17 protein-coding genes are annotated in these 16,647 nt (G+C 36.5%); 16 read left to right on the top strand and 1 reads right to left on the bottom strand.

What is annotated here, in order from left to right; all coding sequences use genetic code 11:
* Positions 1 to 19 precede the first annotated feature (19 nt).
* The 16 genes from GZ996_RS03870 (at position 20) to GZ996_RS03800 (ending at position 15,603) form a co-directional block, all read left to right on the top strand.
* Positions 20 to 931 (top strand): helix-turn-helix domain-containing protein, encoded by a 912-nt coding sequence (locus GZ996_RS03870; RefSeq protein ID WP_162011363.1) that lies wholly within the window; start codon positions 20 to 22, stop codon positions 929 to 931.
* A 310-nt stretch (positions 932 to 1,241) separates the two neighbouring features.
* Positions 1,242 to 1,343: a quorum-sensing system DWW-type pheromone gene (locus tag GZ996_RS12185; protein WP_202922601.1), complete on the top strand. Its 102-nt coding sequence runs from the start codon at positions 1,242 to 1,244 to the stop codon at positions 1,341 to 1,343.
* Between the two features lie 55 nt (positions 1,344 to 1,398).
* Complete coding sequence (locus tag GZ996_RS03865; RefSeq protein ID WP_156806195.1) at positions 1,399 to 1,629, top strand: hypothetical protein; 231 nt, start codon at positions 1,399 to 1,401, stop codon at positions 1,627 to 1,629.
* A 257-nt stretch (positions 1,630 to 1,886) separates the two neighbouring features.
* Complete coding sequence (gene ruvB, locus GZ996_RS03860; protein ID WP_156806194.1) at positions 1,887 to 2,885, top strand: Holliday junction branch migration DNA helicase RuvB; 999 nt, start codon at positions 1,887 to 1,889, stop codon at positions 2,883 to 2,885.
* Positions 2,886 to 3,087: 202 nt separating this feature from the next.
* Positions 3,088 to 3,795: an N-acetylmannosamine-6-phosphate 2-epimerase gene (locus tag GZ996_RS03855; RefSeq protein ID WP_161980238.1), complete on the top strand. Its 708-nt coding sequence runs from the start codon at positions 3,088 to 3,090 to the stop codon at positions 3,793 to 3,795.
* Between the two features lie 59 nt (positions 3,796 to 3,854).
* A complete protein-coding gene (locus tag GZ996_RS03850; protein ID WP_156806192.1) occupies positions 3,855 to 5,207 on the top strand; it encodes an ABC transporter substrate-binding protein in 1,353 nt (450 codons plus the stop codon).
* A gap of 108 nt (positions 5,208 to 5,315) precedes the next feature.
* Complete coding sequence (locus tag GZ996_RS03845; RefSeq protein ID WP_156806221.1) at positions 5,316 to 6,149, top strand: carbohydrate ABC transporter permease; 834 nt, start codon at positions 5,316 to 5,318, stop codon at positions 6,147 to 6,149.
* A 1-nt stretch (position 6,150) separates the two neighbouring features.
* Positions 6,151 to 6,984, top strand: a complete 834-nt coding sequence (locus GZ996_RS03840) for a carbohydrate ABC transporter permease (protein ID WP_156806191.1) — start codon at positions 6,151 to 6,153, stop codon at positions 6,982 to 6,984.
* A 10-nt stretch (positions 6,985 to 6,994) separates the two neighbouring features.
* A complete protein-coding gene (locus GZ996_RS03835; RefSeq protein WP_162011362.1) occupies positions 6,995 to 9,097 on the top strand; it encodes a sialidase family protein in 2,103 nt (700 codons plus the stop codon).
* 13 nt (positions 9,098 to 9,110) lie between these two features.
* Positions 9,111 to 10,214, top strand: a complete 1,104-nt coding sequence (locus GZ996_RS03830; protein ID WP_156806189.1) for a Gfo/Idh/MocA family protein — start codon at positions 9,111 to 9,113, stop codon at positions 10,212 to 10,214.
* An 83-nt stretch (positions 10,215 to 10,297) separates the two neighbouring features.
* Positions 10,298 to 10,750, top strand: coding sequence for a YhcH/YjgK/YiaL family protein (locus tag GZ996_RS03825; protein WP_156806188.1), 453 nt, complete (start codon positions 10,298 to 10,300; stop codon positions 10,748 to 10,750).
* 21 nt (positions 10,751 to 10,771) lie between these two features.
* Positions 10,772 to 11,401 carry a DUF624 domain-containing protein gene (locus GZ996_RS03820; RefSeq protein ID WP_162011361.1) on the top strand — a complete coding sequence of 210 codons (630 nt, stop codon included), beginning with the start codon at positions 10,772 to 10,774 and terminating at the stop codon, positions 11,399 to 11,401.
* A 78-nt stretch (positions 11,402 to 11,479) separates the two neighbouring features.
* On the top strand, positions 11,480 to 12,397 hold the full coding sequence (locus GZ996_RS03815) for a dihydrodipicolinate synthase family protein (RefSeq protein ID WP_162011360.1): 918 nt from the start codon (positions 11,480 to 11,482) through the stop codon (positions 12,395 to 12,397).
* Between the two features lie 9 nt (positions 12,398 to 12,406).
* The gene (locus tag GZ996_RS03810; RefSeq protein WP_162011359.1) at positions 12,407 to 13,294 is read left to right on the top strand and encodes an ROK family protein; all 888 of its coding nucleotides are present in this window, start codon (positions 12,407 to 12,409) and stop codon (positions 13,292 to 13,294) included.
* Positions 13,294 to 14,259 (top strand): acetylxylan esterase, encoded by a 966-nt coding sequence (locus GZ996_RS03805; protein ID WP_162011384.1) that lies wholly within the window; start codon positions 13,294 to 13,296, stop codon positions 14,257 to 14,259. Before GZ996_RS03810 ends, GZ996_RS03805 begins: the two co-directional genes overlap by 1 nt.
* A 312-nt stretch (positions 14,260 to 14,571) precedes the next feature.
* Complete coding sequence (locus GZ996_RS03800; protein ID WP_156806183.1) at positions 14,572 to 15,603, top strand: NADH:flavin oxidoreductase/NADH oxidase; 1,032 nt, start codon at positions 14,572 to 14,574, stop codon at positions 15,601 to 15,603.
* A gap of 47 nt (positions 15,604 to 15,650) precedes the next feature.
* Here GZ996_RS03800 and GZ996_RS03795 read toward each other — a convergent pair whose 3' ends face one another.
* Positions 15,651 to 16,460, bottom strand: coding sequence for a MurR/RpiR family transcriptional regulator (locus GZ996_RS03795; protein WP_161980244.1), 810 nt, complete (start codon positions 16,458 to 16,460; stop codon positions 15,651 to 15,653).
* Positions 16,461 to 16,647 lie beyond the last annotated feature (187 nt).

Below are 16,647 nucleotides of genomic sequence, written 5' to 3'. Positions count from 1 at the left end.
AATATGTGGAGAAAATGAGATGTTAAGCGGTTTTGGTCAAAAAGTAAGAGATTTACGTGAAGGTTTGCATATTACTCGGGAAGAGTTTTGTGGTGATGAAACAGAGTTGTCTATTAGACAATTAGCGCGTATTGAAAGTGGGCAATCTATTCCAACGCTAGCAAAAGTAGAATACATTGCTCAACAATTGGGAGTAACCGTAGGAAGCCTCACAGATGGAGAGAATTTAGAATTGCCTAAGAGATATAAAGAGTTAAAGTATCTGATACTAAGAACTCCCACTTATCTAGATGAAGAACGCTTAAAAATTCGTGAAGAGCAGTTTGATGAGATTTTTGAGGAATATTATGATGAATTGCCTGAAGCAGAACAGGTTACAATTGATATTATTCAGTCTCGATTTGAAGTTTTTAATAGTGGTAATATAGATTTTGGAACAGATATTTTACAGGATTATTTTGAACAAGCTAAGAAAAAGAAAGTCTATAATATCAATGATTTAGCCTTAATTGATTTGTATTTTATGTGTTCGATTGCTTCAAATTTTGATGAAGAAGTATTTGATGTTTCTGTTTTTAATACGTTTATAGAAAAATTATTAGATCAGAAAGATTTGTTGCCTATTGACGATTTTTTCTATCTCAATAAAGTTTATATAATACTCTGCTTTACCTTAATCAGTTTAGATCGAATTGAAGAAATTGACTTTATTTTGGAAATTTGCTATCAGCTGATGTTAAAAATTCAAGACTTTCAGCGAATGCCAATTTATTATCTTTATAAATGGAAATATATATTACAATGTTTGGGTGAAAAACAAGAAGCTTGCCAGTATTATCAACAAGCCATAATGTTTTCTGAAATGATACAGGATAGCTATTTAAAAAAACAGATAGAAGAGGAGTGGAAAAAGGATATGCAAGACAATTAATTAGTTATAATTAGGCTAGATAAAAAATCACATTTCAGTTCTTATTTTGAAAAATGAATACTCTAAAAAGGCATAGAATTATCGTTTTTGATAACGATTTTTATGCCTTTTGAACTGTATTTGGGAGTTTTTGTTCAAACTCGAGAATGTAGACCTTAGAAGCTTCAAAGATTGGTCATAGAATTTCGTAAGAAATCGCTGATGTCAAACATCACTTAAAGAAGTGCCAGCATGACATTTATGTCATGTTGTTATTTTTTTAGTTAAACTATAATAACTTATGTAAATAATAAATGACTGGAGACAGAAAATGAATTTACGTTTGAAATATTACTTATTGGTAATTTTACCGCTACTTGCAATAGTAAGTCAAAAAATGGGAGAGATTGATTGGTGGTTATTAGGCTGCTAATTAACAAATGAAGGATAGGAAATAATATTATCAATATTTCACAAGGAGAATAAACATGCAACTTATGATTACCAACAAAACCTTTATTCCACAGTTGATTTGGATTTCATCACCTGATACGCTCACTGAAGAGGTGATTCTGTTAAAATCTCGTGAAACGAGATGTGTGAAAGGAAATTCTTCTTTACGTGATGTAACGGTTTGGGATAGAAGTGTTGACTATCGTTTGGGACAGCTTGACAAGAAACGTATGCGTAGACATTTTAGCATTAAGACGATTGGGTAAATTTGTCTAAAATTTTTTGAAAAGAGCCATTTATAAGGAATTAGAACACTGATTTGACCTGATTCCTTGTAAGTGGTTCTTTTATGATCAAATGATAGAGTTGACCTTTCAGAAGAACTTCTATTTTGATAATATAGTTTGGAAAAATTATAGTAGTGACTCCATAAACGCTAAATGTCGATATCAATCAAATAAGAGTCCTTTTCGTGCCAATGCTCTGCCTTTATTTTTAACTACCGAAGTGATAAAATACTGTTATGACAAGATTTTTAGATGCAGAAACAATGGGAGATGAAGCGGCTGTTGAGCGCACGCTTCGCCCGCAATATTTTAGGGAATATATCGGTCAAGATAAGGTTAAAGACCAGCTTTCGATCTTTATAGAGGCTGCTAAATTGCGTGACGAGGCCTTGGACCATGTTCTTCTTTTTGGGCCTCCTGGCCTTGGTAAGACGACGATGGCTTTTGTGATTGCCAATGAACTTGGCGTTAATCTCAAGCAAACTTCGGGTCCTATTATTGAAAAAGCCGGGGATTTGGTGGCGATTTTGAATGATCTTGAGCCTGGGGATGTCCTTTTTATCGATGAAATCCACCGGATGCCGATGGCTGTTGAAGAAGTTCTTTACAGTGCTATGGAAGATTTTTACATTGATATCATGATTGGTTCTGGCGAGACTAGCCGAAGTGTTCACCTTGATTTGCCACCGTTCACGCTAATTGGGGCGACGACTCGGGCAGGGATGCTTTCCAACCCTTTGCGTGCTCGCTTTGGGATTAGTGGTCACATGGAGTATTATGAGCTCGATGATTTGGCGGAAATAGTAGAACGTACGGCCGATATTTTTGAGGCGGAAATTACACATGAGGCCGCAATCGAGTTGGCTAGACGTAGCCGAGGGACGCCTCGTATAGCTAATCGTCTGTTGAAACGCGTGCGTGACTTTGCTCAAATTATGGGTGATGGTTTAATTGATGACCAAATGACCGATAAGGCTCTCAATATGTTAGATGTTGACCATGAAGGTTTGGATTACGTTGACCAGAAAATTTTGCGTACCATGATTGAAACATACGGCGGAGGTCCTGTTGGTCTAGGAACTCTTTCTGTCAATATCGCTGAAGAAAGAGATACGGTAGAAGATATGTATGAGCCTTATCTCATTCAAAAAGGATTTATCATGCGGACACGGACCGGACGGGTTGCCACAGCTAAAGCCTATGAACATTTGGGATATCCTTATCAGGAAAAATAAGAGACGGAGTCTCTTTATAGAAATACAGAACAAGTTAAGATTGATGTCTTAGCTTGTTTTGCATTTCTGAATGGATTTTCTATTTTACTTTTATCTTCTGAATGCTTATTCTAAATAGGGGAAAAGGGTTGAAGTAAATTGTGTATTGGTTATAATAAAAATGTAAGCGGTACCAATACAAATTTTCTAAAAAGGAGAAACTATGTCACAACGTATCACAAAAGAAGAATTTCTAGGGATGATACGGTCAGGGATTATTGTTTCTTGCCAAGCGTTACCAGGTGAGCCTCTTTATACTGAAAAAGGAGGGGTTATCCCTTTGCTAGCCCTTGCTGCTGAACAGGCAGGTGCAGTCGGTATTAGAGCCAATTCAGTCCGTGACATCAAAGAAATTCAAGAAATCACAGATTTACCGATTATCGGTATTATCAAAAAAGACTATCCTCCAGAAGAGCCATTCATCACACCGACAATGGCTGAGGTGGACGAGTTAGCCAAGTTAAATATTGCAGTTATTGCCCTAGATTGTACACAAAGACCACGTCATGATGGCCTAACAGTAGTAGAATTTATTCGCCAAGTTAAGGAAAAGTATCCAGATCAACTATTGATGGCAGATATTTCAACATTTGAAGAAGGGGCTTTGGCGGCTGAAGCGGGTGTTGATTTTGTAGGCACAACGCTTTCGGGATATACATCTTATAGCCGTCAAGCAGATGGGCCTGATGTTGATTTAGTACATCGCTTGGTAACAGCGGGTCTAGATGTTATTGCTGAGGGTAAGATTCATTCACCTGAGGATGCGAAACTAATCAAAAAACAGAATCCAGCGGGGATTGTTATTGGTGGCGCTATTACACGTCCTAAGGAAATCGCGAGTCGCTTTATCAAGGCATTAGCTGAAGATTAAAGAGGCAGTTATTATAACCGTCATATAAACTATTATCACTAACAAAAGGAGTTAAGGATATGAAACTTAAGAAAACGCTTATGTCTCTCTTTACAGGAGCAGCCGTCCTATCACTGGCCGCTTGTGGAGGTGGAGGAAAAACTGAAAAAGCAGCTGATACTGGTTCTGGAGAACTATCTGGAGATATAGTTATGTGGCATTCTTTTACACAAGGTCCACGACTTGAGAGTATTCAAAAATCAGCAGAAGAATTTATGGAAGAACATCCCAAAGTAAAAATTAAGATTGAAACTTTTTCATGGAGTGACTTTTATACTAAATGGACTACTGGTTTAGCAAATGGGAATGTCCCAGATATTAGCACCGCCCTACCTAATCAAGTTATGGAAATGGTAAATGCTGATGCAGTAGTTCCTCTCAATGATACAATTGATAAGTTAGGGGCAAGTAAGTTTAATGAGACAGCGCTTAATGAAGCAAAGGTTGGGGATAACTATTATTCAGTACCTCTTTACTCACATGCCCAAGTTATGTGGGTTCGTACCGATTTGTTAAAAAAGCATGGTCTAGAAGTGCCAAAAACATGGGATGATTTGTATGAAGCAAGTAAGAAACTAAAGGAATCAGGAGTATATGGTGTATCAGTACCTTTTGGAACTAATGATTTAATGGGAACCCGATTTTTGAATTTTTATGTACGTAGTGCAGGTGGAAGTTTATTAACCAAGGATCTTAAAGCAGACTTAACGAGTGATTTGGCACAAGAAGGCATTAAATATTGGGTGAAAATGTATAAAGAAATTTCTCCACAGGATTCATTAAATTTTAATGTCCTACAACAGGCAACTTTGTTCTACCAAGGTCAGACAGCTTTTGATTTTAATTCAGGTTTCCATATTGGAGGTGTGGAAGCAAATAGTCCGCAATTATTAGATTCTATTGATGCCTATCCAATGCCTAAGGTAAAAGAATCTGATAAGGATTATGGTATTGAAACTTCTAATATTCCGATGGTAGTTTGGAAAAATTCAAAATATCCAGAAGTAGCAAAAGCATTTATGGAATATCTTTTTGAAGAAGATAATTATCTCGAATTCCTTGATTCTACACCAGTTGGCATGCTTCCAGCATTTAGTGGAGTATCAGATACAGATGAGTATAAATCAAATGAGACACGCAAAAAATTCCAACATGCTGAGGAAGTTATTTTGAAGGCTGTGGCCTCTGGAACGGCAATTGGTTATGAAAATGGACCAAGTGTACAAGCAGGTATGCTAACTAATCAACATATCATTGAGCAAATGTTCCAAGACATCATTACAAATGGAACAGATCCTATGAAAGCAGCGAAAGCAGCAGAAAAACAACTTAATGATTTATTTGAAACAGTGATTGTTGAAATAGATAAGTAGTTAATTTGATGGGCTAAGGAATGGCTCCTTAACCTTATTTATAGAGAAAGGAGAAAGAGTGCCTTGGAAAAACGAAATTTGACACGTTGGGTCTTTGTTTTGCCAGCTATGATTATTGTAGGTGTATTATTTATTTATCCATTTTTTTCAAGTATTTTTTATAGTTTTACAAATAAAAACTTGATTATGCCTAATTATAAGTTTGTTGGCTTTGATAACTATGTTGCAGTTTTACAAGATTCTAATTTCTTTAATGCATTCTTTAACTCACTAAAGTGGACGATACTTTCACTTAGTGGACAGGTTCTAGTTGGATTTATTTTAGCTTTATCACTTCATAGAGTGAAGCATTTAAAAAAGTTCTATCGTACATTATTGATTGTACCGTGGGCCTTTCCTACAATAGTCATTGCCTTCTCATGGCAATGGATTTTGAATGGAGTATACGGTTATTTGCCAAATGTTTTAGTAAAACTCGGTTTTATGGAAGTAGCTCCTTCATTTTTAACAGATAGAACATGGGCATTTATTTGTTTGGTATTTATCAATATTTGGTTTGGTGCTCCAATGATTATGGTTAATGTATTGTCAGCATTACAAACTGTACCAGAAGAACAGTTTGAAGCAGCTAGAATTGATGGGGCATCTTCTTGGCAAGTCTTTCGTTATATAACCTTTCCACATATTAAGGTAGTAGTTGGACTATTAGTAGTATTGAGAACCGTTTGGATTTTTAATAATTTTGATATTATTTATCTTATTACGGGCGGAGGACCCTCTAATGCAACAATGACTTTACCTATTTTTGCTTATAATCTAGGTTGGGGAACCAAACTTTTAGGACGAGCATCAGCTGTTACAGTATTGCTATTTATTTTCTTACTAAGTATATGTTTTATTTACTTTAAAGTAATTAGCAAATGGGAGAGAGAGGGAAGATAGAATGCACAAAAAAAATAGCTTATTTTTAGATATTGGTTCTCACCTTATATTGATTACGGCTACAGTAATTGCAATATTTCCTCTTTTGTGGATTATACTTTCATCAATAAAGGGTAAAGGAGAATTAACACAATTTCCAACAAGATTTTTTCCAAAAGAATTTACTTTAGATTATTTTACACATGTTATCAATGATTTGAATTTTTTAGCCAATATAAAAAATAGTTTATTAATTTCTTTAGGTTCGACAGTAGTTGCAACGATTGTTTCTTCAATGGCAGCCTATGGAATAGTACGTTTTTTTCCGAAGTTAGGTGCCATTATGTCAAAACTGCTTGTAACAACTTATATTTTTCCTCCTATTCTTTTAGCAATTCCCTATTCAATTGCAGTTGCAAAGATGGGATTGTCGAACAGTTTGTGGGGACTATCAATGATTTATCTTTCTTTTAGTGTTCCTTATGCAGTATGGCTTTTAGTAGGATTTTTCCAAACGGTGCCTATAGGAATTGAAGAGGCAGCTAGAATTGATGGAGCAAATAAATTTGTTACATTTTATCAAGTAGTTCTTCCAATTGTTGCACCTGGTATAGTTGCAACAGCGATTTATACCTTTATAAATGCATGGAATGAATTTTTGTATGCACTGATTTTAATTAATGATACAAGTAAAATGACTGTTGCCGTTGCGCTTAGATCGTTAAATGGTTCAGAAATTTTAGACTGGGGAGATATGATGGCGGCATCAGTAATTGTTGTATTACCATCAATTATTTTCTTTTCAATTATTCAAAATAAAATTGCTGGTGGCCTATCAGAAGGGGCTACTAAATAAGGAGGTCAATATGGTCAATACGCAAAAAAAGAACTTCATTAGTTCTATTGGGATTGCTTTAATAGCGATAACATTGCTATTAAGTATTCCGCTAACTGTTAGTGCAGTTGATTTTGGTGCAAGTCAATTAATTCAAGATTCAGTATATCACTCTGGAAAAGTTGAGTTAAATAGCCAAGGCATTGATATTACTACGGGTACTCTTGATAAATTCAAATCTGATAGTCAAAGCATAGTTGTAAAGTTTGCATCTAATAAACCTAATGCATTGCAAAGCCTTATAGGAATTTCAAATAGTAGTCGTGGATATAAAAATAATTATTTTTCAATTTTTATGCGAGATAATGGTGAAATAGGTATTGAAGTCCGTGATGCTGGTAAAAGAATAAATTATTTATTTTCTCGCCCAGCTTCTATTTGGGGAGAGCACAAAGGAATAGCTGTTGAAAATACAGTAGTATTTGTTAGTGATGCCACTAATAAAAGCTATAGTATGTTTGTTAATGGAACAAAAATTTTTACAGAATATGTAGATAATTATATCCCGATTTCAAGTATTGAGGGGCAGGATAATATTTCTTTGGGAGGTGTAAATAGAGAAGGAAAATACCATTTTGGAATGGTTGGTACAATAGCAGATTTATCCTTATATAATCGTTCGCTTAGTTATGAGGAAATTAAGGAAATATCACATAATTCTCCTGCGAAACTTATTTTTCAATCTGGTGATACAACTCAAGCTAATTATTTCCGCATACCGGCTCTCTATACTTTGAGTAATGGAACTGTGTTAGCTAGTATTGATGCTCGTTATGGAGGAACTCATGACTCTAAGAGTAAAATAAATATAGCGACATCGTATAGTGTTGATAATGGTGAAACGTGGTCAGACCCTATTTTTGCAATGAAGTTTCATGACTATGAAGAGCAATTGGTTGAATGGCCACGTACAGGAAATGCTAAAAATTTACAAATTTCGGGAAGCGCATCATTCATTGATTCAGCAATAGCAGAAGATAAAGCAACAGGTAAAGTCATTTTACTTGCAGATGTGATGCCGGCTGGGATAGGAAATAGAAATGCTGATAAATCTGATTCAGGATACAAAGAAATTTCTGGAAATTATTATTTAAAGTTGAAAAAAGAAGGAGAAAGTAGTTATAATTATACAGTTCGTGAAGATGGAGTCATTTATGATGATAGAACAGGAAATCCGACGCAATATAGTTTAAACGCTAAGTATGAAATTAGCGAAGCTGGTTCTCCATTAATGCAAGAACAGTATTCTGTAAGATTTGAAGGTGAATCTTTACAAGAAGTGAAAAATGGTGTACAGATACCAATGAATATTTTTTATAAAGATAGTTTGTTCAAAGTATCTCCAACCAATTATATCGGGGTATCTACGAGTGATAATAGTGGGCAAACATGGAGTGACTTTAAGTTGTTACCACCGTTTTTAGGAGTTAATCACAATGCGACATACCTAAGTCCTGGGCAAGGTTTGGCGTTAAGTAACAGTAACCGTATTATTTTTGCAACATATACTAGCGGAGAATTGACATATCTTATTACAGAAGATGCAGGGCAAACATGGAAGAAGGTTTCAGCTAAAATCCCCTTTACAAATGCTACAGCAGAAGCTCAAATGGTAGAACTTGGTGAAGGGATTATTAGGACATTCTTTAGAACAACTACTGGTAAAATTGCCTATATGACAAGCTATGATTCCGGAGAAAGTTGGTCTGAGACTTTCTATCTTGATAATATTACGCAGACTAATTATGGTACACAGGTATCTGCTATTAAGTATTCACAGTTAGTTGATGGTAAAGAGGCTATTATTTTGAGTACATCCAATGCTACAGATGGGCGTAAAGGAGGTCAACTAAATGTTGGTTTAGTTAACCCAGAAGATTATTCAATTGATTGGAAATATAGTTATAATGTTGATTTACCCAAATATGGATATGCTTATTCTTCTCTAACAGAACTACCTAATCATAAGATAGGTGTTTTATTCGAAAAATACGATTCATGGTCACGTAGTGAGCTACATTTAACAAATGTTGTACAGTATATTGATTTAGATATAACTGATATTACTAGATAGAAAGAAGATAATTATGATTAAATATGGAGTAGTTGGTACAGGTTATTTTGGTGCAGAATTAGCAAGAGCACTAACAACAAATGAGGGAGCAGAAATTACAGTTGTTTATGACCCTGAAAATGCAATAGCTATTGGTGAAGAATTAGGTGCTCGTGTAGCAAGCTCGCTAGATGAATTGGTATCTAGTGCAGATGTTGATTGTATTATTGTCGCGACTCCTAATAATTTACATAAAGAACCAGTTATTAAAGCAGCACAAAATGGGAAACACGTCTTTTGTGAAAAGCCTATTGCTTTATCCTATCAAGATTGTCGTGAGATGGTTGATACTTGTAAAAAGTGTGGTGTAACCTTTATGGCTGGACATATTATGAATTTCTTCAACGGTGTTCACCACGCTAAAGAATTGATCAATGATGGCGTCATTGGTGATATTCTTTATTGCCATACTGCTCGGAATGGTTGGGAAGAAGAACAAGAAACGATTTCTTGGAAAAAAATTCGTGAAAAATCAGGTGGACATCTTTATCACCATATTCATGAATTAGATTGTGTCCAATTTTTAATGGGTGGTATGCCAGAAACAGTTACAATGACTGGTGGAAATGTTGCACATAAAGGTGAGAATTTTGGTGATGAAGATGATATGATTTTTGTAAACATGGAGTTTTCAGGAAAACGGTTTGCACTTTTAGAATGGGGATCAGCATATCGTTGGGGAGAACATTATGTACTTATCCAAGGAACTAAAGGTGCTATTAAAATTGATATGTTTAATTGCCGAGGCACGCTAAAAGTTAATGGTGAAGAAACCTATTTCTTGGTACATGAAACTCAAGAAGAGGATGATGATCGTACAAGAATTTATCATAGTACTGAAATGGATGGAGCAATTGCTTACGGTAAGCCAGGAAAACGTACTCCTATGTGGTTATCTTCTATTATTGCAAAAGAAATGCAGTATCTACATGGTATTATGGAGGGAAAAACGGTGTCAGAGGAATTTATTAAATTGTTAACAGGTGAGGCTGCTCTAGAAGCCATTGCGACAGCAGATGCGTGTACTTTATCAATTAATGAAGATAGAAAGGTAAAACTTTCAGAAATTGTAAAATAGTTTAATTAGACAGCAGGACTATCTCATAGAAGATATTTCTACTGTCTAAATTATTAGGATATATACAGTACGAGGAGTTAAAAATGATTTACGACCACATCAAAAATCTTGGACTCTACAAAGGTATTCATCCCAATTTGGATAAGGCGTTAACTTACCTTGAGGAAAATGACGTCAGCAAATTGACAGTAGGTACCTATGATATTGATGATAAAAATGCTTTTTTCTTTATTCAAGAAAATATATTGGATGATAGTTTAGAAAATCGTTTTGAATACCACGAAAAGTACCTAGATTGTCACCTTATTATTGAAGGTGAAGAACTCATTCGTTATGGTTCTGGAGAAAAGGTAGAATTGGTTGACTTTGATAAGGACAGAGACATCGGTTTTGTTTCTTGTAAACGAAGCTATGATTTTGACCTTGTTGATGGTTATGCCACTTTGTTCTTTCCTGAAGAACCTCATCGACCAAATCTTTTTAAAGAGCATTTAAGAGCCGTTAAAAAGTGCGTAATTAAGGTTTTAATTGATTAATTGAAAATATAGGAGGTAAAGATGAAAAAAACATCAACGAGCATCATCAAAACGATTTTTGGGCTAGACAATGCCTTTGTGCGTATCTGTGCCCTTATCTATGATTTGTTTTTGGTTAACGTGATTTTCATCTTAACTTGCTTACCTGTATTTACAATTGGTATGGCCAAACGTAGTCTCTATGAGACCTTAGTTAAGAGGCGACAAAGTGCGCAACTATCCGTTATCAGAATCTACTTAAAGGAATTTAGCAGCAAGAAAGGGCTTGGTTTAGGACTTTTAGAACTTCTTTTGATTATGGTATGTCTTCTTGATATCATCCTCCTCTTAGGTCAGGAAACGTTGGTTGCGCAGCTTATTAAAGTGCTAAGTTTTAGTGTTTTATTTCTTGTGACCATGACCTTTCTTATGGTCTATCCTTTGGAGACAAGGATGGAACTACCAATCAAAGAAGCCCTTAAACGCTCATTTTTACTGGCTGGCATTCATTTACCAGTAACTCTAATCACGATGACAGTCTTATTGGGTATCCTATTTATTCTTTTCTATTCAGGATTTACCTTATTGATAGGTTTGTCACTCTTGAGCCTAGGAGGATATGCTGGCTTAGTTTATGGGCATCTTTACTTAATTGAAAAAAGGATAACATAATGCCGAAGTGTTTATCATATGATTGAACAGTTCTTGAATAGATATCCTATGACTTAGAAAATTGGAGAAACTAAAATAATGAAAAATCTCGAAAAATATGAGGGCGTCATTCCAGCTTTCTACGCTTGTTATGATGAAGCTGGTGAAATCAGTCCAGAAGGCGTACGTGCTTTGACACAATATTTTATTGATAAAGGTGTTAAGGGACTTTATGTGAATGGTTCTTCCGGGGAATGTATTTATCAAAGTGTTGCGGATCGTAAATTAGTTCTTGAAGAAGTGATGGCAGTGGCGGAAGGGAAATTAACCATTATTGCCCATGTTGCTTGCAATAATACCAAAGATAGTATGGAACTAGCAGCTCATGCAGAAAGTCTTGGAGTTGATGCGATTGCAGCTATTCCACCAATCTATTTCCGCCTACCAGAAGCCTCAGTAGCAAACTATTGGAATGCAATCTCAAGTGCTGCTCCAAATACTGATTTTGTCATTTACAATATTCCACAGTTAGCAGGAATTGCCTTAACTCCAAGTCTTTACCGTGAAATGTTGAAAAATCCACGTGTTATTGGTGTTAAAAATTCATCAATGCCTGTCCAAGATATTGAGACTTTTAATGCTATTGCAGGTGATGGCCATCTTGTGTTCAATGGTCCAGACGAACAATTCTTAGGTGGTCGTTTGATGGGGGCTGCTGGTGGTATTGGTGGTACTTATGGTGTTATGCCTGAACTTTTCTTGAAACTTAATGAGTTAATTGCTGAGAAAGATTTAGAAACTGCTAAAGATCTTCAATACGCTATCAATGCTATTATCGCTAAACTTTGTTCTGGTAAAGGTCATATGTATGCTGTTATCAAAGGTGTTATGGCTATTAATGATGGTCTAAATCTGGGTTCTGTTCGCTTGCCACTTAGCCCGTTAACTGAAGAAGATCAAGTGGTGGTAGAAGAGGCAGCTAGTCTTATTCGTGCCGCTAAGGAACGTTTTTGCTAGGAGGTAACTATGGTTACTTTAGCGATTGATATTGGTGGAACAGCTGTGAAGTATGGCTTGATTGATGATAAGGGTCTTATTGTGGAACGCTATGAAACACCAACTGAAGCTCATTTGGGTGGACCTCACATCTTAGAACTTGTTTGTTCACTCGTTGTATCTTTTAAAGAAAAGGCAGAGCTAAAGGGAGTTGCTATTTCTTCCGCGGGGATGGTTGACCCTGTTAAAGGAGAAATTTTCTACGCAGGTCCTCAAATCCCAAATTATGCGGGAACTCAGTTTAAAAAAGTTATTGAAGAGCGCTTTAATCTTCCTTGTGAAATTGAAAATGATGTAAACTGTGCTGGTCTAGCAGAAAGTATTTCTGGAGCTGGAAAGGGAAGTTCATTATCACTTTGCTTAACCATTGGAACAGGTATCGGAGGCTGTCTCATTCAGGGTGGACAGATTTTCCATGGGTCATCTTATTCAGCCTGTGAAGTCGGCTATATCCCTCTTCCGAATGGAGCTTTTCAAGATATTGCCTCAACGACTGCTCTAGTTAAAACAGTTGCGGAAGCTACAGGTGATGATGTTAGTGATTGGAATGGACGTCGTGTTTTTACAGAAGCTAGATCAGGCAATGACATTTGTCGCTCTGCTATTTCACAACTCGTTAAAAATCTTGCTTTAGGAATTGCTAGTATTTGTTATGTGGTCAATCCTGAGATTGTTATTTTAGGTGGCGGCATCATGGCTCAAGAAGATTACTTGCGGCCTGAATTAGAGGCAATGCTCAAGGAAGTTTTGGTTCCAAGTATTGCTGAAAAGACACAATTAGCCTTTGCTCAGCATCAAAATGATGCAGGAATGTTAGGTGCTTATTATCATTTCATAAGTAAATTGGGGGAAAAATGATGAAGGATACGATGACTTTGCAGGAGATGAAAACCTATAAAGGTCGCGATGAGATTCCTGCAGATTTCGATGAGTTTTGGAATAGTCTTTTGTTAGAAACGTCAGTGCCAACCTATGAGTTGACAGAGAAAGACTTTGGTCTCAAATCAGTTGATTGTTATGAGTTGAGATTCCCTTCGCCAAAAGGATCGACTATTTTTGCGAAGTGCCTCTTCCCTAAAGGTGTCACCTCTTGTCCTGTAGTCTTTTATTTCCACGGTTATCAAGGTAAAAGCCCCGACTGGACAGAAGGGCTCAAATATACTGCAGAAGGTATGGGAGCGGTCTTTATGGATGTTCCTGGACAAGCAGGGCAGTCACGTGATGTGGGAGATTACTCGGGAATTACGGTTAAAGGGCAAGTGATTCGTGGGATGTTAGACGGTCCTAAAGAGTTATTCTTTGTAGATGTTTATCGCTCAATTGTGAAACTGATTGATATCGTGGCTGATTTTGAATGGGTAGATGAACAACAATTATACAGTTACGGAGCTTCTCAAGGAGGAGCTTTAGCCCTTATTGCGTCAGCTTTGTCACCCAAAATCACAAAAACCGCTAGTATCTATCCGTTTTTATCTGACTTTAAGCGTATCTTAGAATTAGGGTTGACAACGGAGCCTTACGATGAATTCTTCAGATATTTTAAATATTCAGATCCTTTTCATGACACTGAAAAAGCGGTGTTAGGTACCCTAGCTTATATGGATGTGAAAAATTTTGCTCATCGCATCACGTGTCCTGTTCTTTTTATAACAGGCTTGGAAGATGATGTCTGTCCACCATCAACTCAATTTGCCATTTACAATCGATTGACAACAGAGAAATCACACTATATCTTACCAGATTATGGACATGATGCTATGCATGTCAAAGTAAATGATTTGGTCTATGATTTTCTGACGGGAAGTTGTGTTTTAACTTGTTAAAAATAATGACTTATTGTCAACAGTAGTGGGATTTACTCATTCCACTACAGAAATTATAGAGCCAAAATAATGAGGTTGGGATAAAATATCTCAACCTTCTCTTTTTGTATAGTAATAACAGATCAACGCAGTGGTTGATTGGAGGTCTGCAACTGGACACCTCTTCATTTTCAAGTGTCCACCTAAAACATCCACTGGATTTTTGTCCCACTCTCATTTTTCTTTTATGACAATACTGGCATTTTTTGCTACAATAACGGCAATAATAAGGTAAGTATCTGTTGGGCTTACTGACGTGAAAAGGAGGTTGCTATGTCAATGTTATTGTCACCAGTTGAACTAGCTGGTCTATCGCTAAAAAATCGTGTGGTCATGCCCCCAATGTGTATGTACGAGGTTAAAGCAGAAGATGGTCTTCCTACTGCTTTTCACCATGCTCACTACGGTGCGCGTGCTATAGGAGGGGTTGGCCTTATCATTCAAGAAGCGACAGCTATTGAACCAGATGGACGTCTAACGAAGCATGATTTAGGGCTTTGGAATGATGACCAAAAGGACGCACTATCAGCATTAGTTGCTGAACTGCATGCTTTTGGAGCTAAAGTGGGTGTTCAGTTGGGGCATGGTGGCCGTAAGTCTGCGGATGCACCAACACCCTATGCTCCAAGTGCCATTCCTTTTGACGATAGCTACAACGCTCCTCAAGAGATGACCCTTGCTGATATCAAACGTATTAAAGCTGCCTTTGTTGCGTCAGCGATTCGTGCCGACCAAGCAGGTTATGACATGATTGAACTTCATGGAGCTCATGGTTACCTCATTAACCAATTTTTAGAACCAATGACAAACCAACGTACGGATGCCTATGGTGGTTCTTTGGAAAATCGCTTCCGCCTCCTAAAAGAAATCGTTGAAGAGATTAGAAAAGTCTTTTCAAAACCTATCTGGGTCCGCCTATCTGTGACATCATACGATGAAGCTGGAAATACACTTGAAGATTACCAACACATTTCGAAGTGGTTAGAAAAGTTAGGGGTTGCAGCGCTGGATATTTCGACAGGAGGTCTCTTACCAATCCGCCCTAATATCCCAATTTATGGTGGTTATCAAGCAGGATTTTCTGCAAAAATCAAAGAAGTTGTCACAATTCCAGTTACTGCGGTTGGGCTTCTTAATAGCCCAGAACTCTGTGAGTATATTTTACAAAATGGCCAAGCAGACTTGATTCAAGTTGGACGAGGTCTGATTCGTAATACAAATTGGTTAGCTGATGCAGCAGAAGTGCTTCATGATCATGACTATAAAGTTTATAACAATTCATACAAACGTGGACAAGTCAGATAATTAAAAAATCCTAATACTTACCTTGAAATAGAAGTATTAGGATTTTTTTATGATTTAATAATTGTTCCTTTGAAAATTTGTTCTTTCTTTGCTTTGTTTATTTCTAAGAAGTAGGCGTAGAGAATATCAACCATGACCAGCATTGGAAATTGTGGTGAAATCCGATTACCATAGTCCAAATGGTGCGTAGAGGCGACACGAACAACATCTGTAAAACTTGGTTTATGCTCAAAATTTGCTGTCGTGATGAGAACTGTCTGTGCTCCTTTATCATGAGCTTTTTCAAGACTGGATAACACAGAGTGTGTTTTTCCCGACAGTGAAAATCCAATGACGAGACAGTTTTTAGTCAGACTATTAGTATTCCAAATCATGCTCTCAGTGGTACTAATAGCATCACAAATGAGTCCCAATCTCATGAGTCGAAGCTTTAATTCTTGGGCAACAAGGGCAGAGCTTCCCTTTCCATAAAAGTAAACCCGATCTGCTTTTTCCAACATTTCAGCGATGGCTTGCAGTTGCTCCTCATCAACCAAATCATGGGACTGTTGGATAAGTTCATGGTAATCAAGCATGACACGTTTGGTTAAATCCCAATGAAAAATCTCAAAATCTTTTTTATCTGATTTCTGACTATTGAGGTATTCAAAGACAAATTCACGATAGCCTTTAAAGCCACATTTTTTAGCGAAACGTGTCAAAGTTGCCTGAGAAATATGTAAAGTCTGAGTAATTTGCGTCGTCGCTAAATCGTACTCCGTAAGTTGCTGAGAAATAAAATAATCTGCAATACTACGCTCCAAACTTGTCATACTAGGTAAGTAGGCAGAAATCTTTGTAGTGAGAGAACTTGTCATAGAAAGCCTTTTCAAATATAGGATAAATTAAGTATAACATAAAAAATTTAAAACCCCCAAATTTAGGGTTATTATATATAGGAAGAAAGCGGTAAATATATTGTTATTATAAGGTTTTTTGGTTATTTTCCCTGATGAAAAAACGTGACCTTTTGTGAAAAAAGTGCTATGATAATTCCTAAGGAGG

The sequence above is a fragment of the Streptococcus sp. S784/96/1 genome (assembly GCF_902729355.1).
Lineage (GTDB): Bacteria > Bacillota > Bacilli > Lactobacillales > Streptococcaceae > Streptococcus > Streptococcus caledonicus.
Note: the sequence above shows the minus strand (reverse complement) of the source record. Positions and strands in the feature narration are given on the sequence as shown.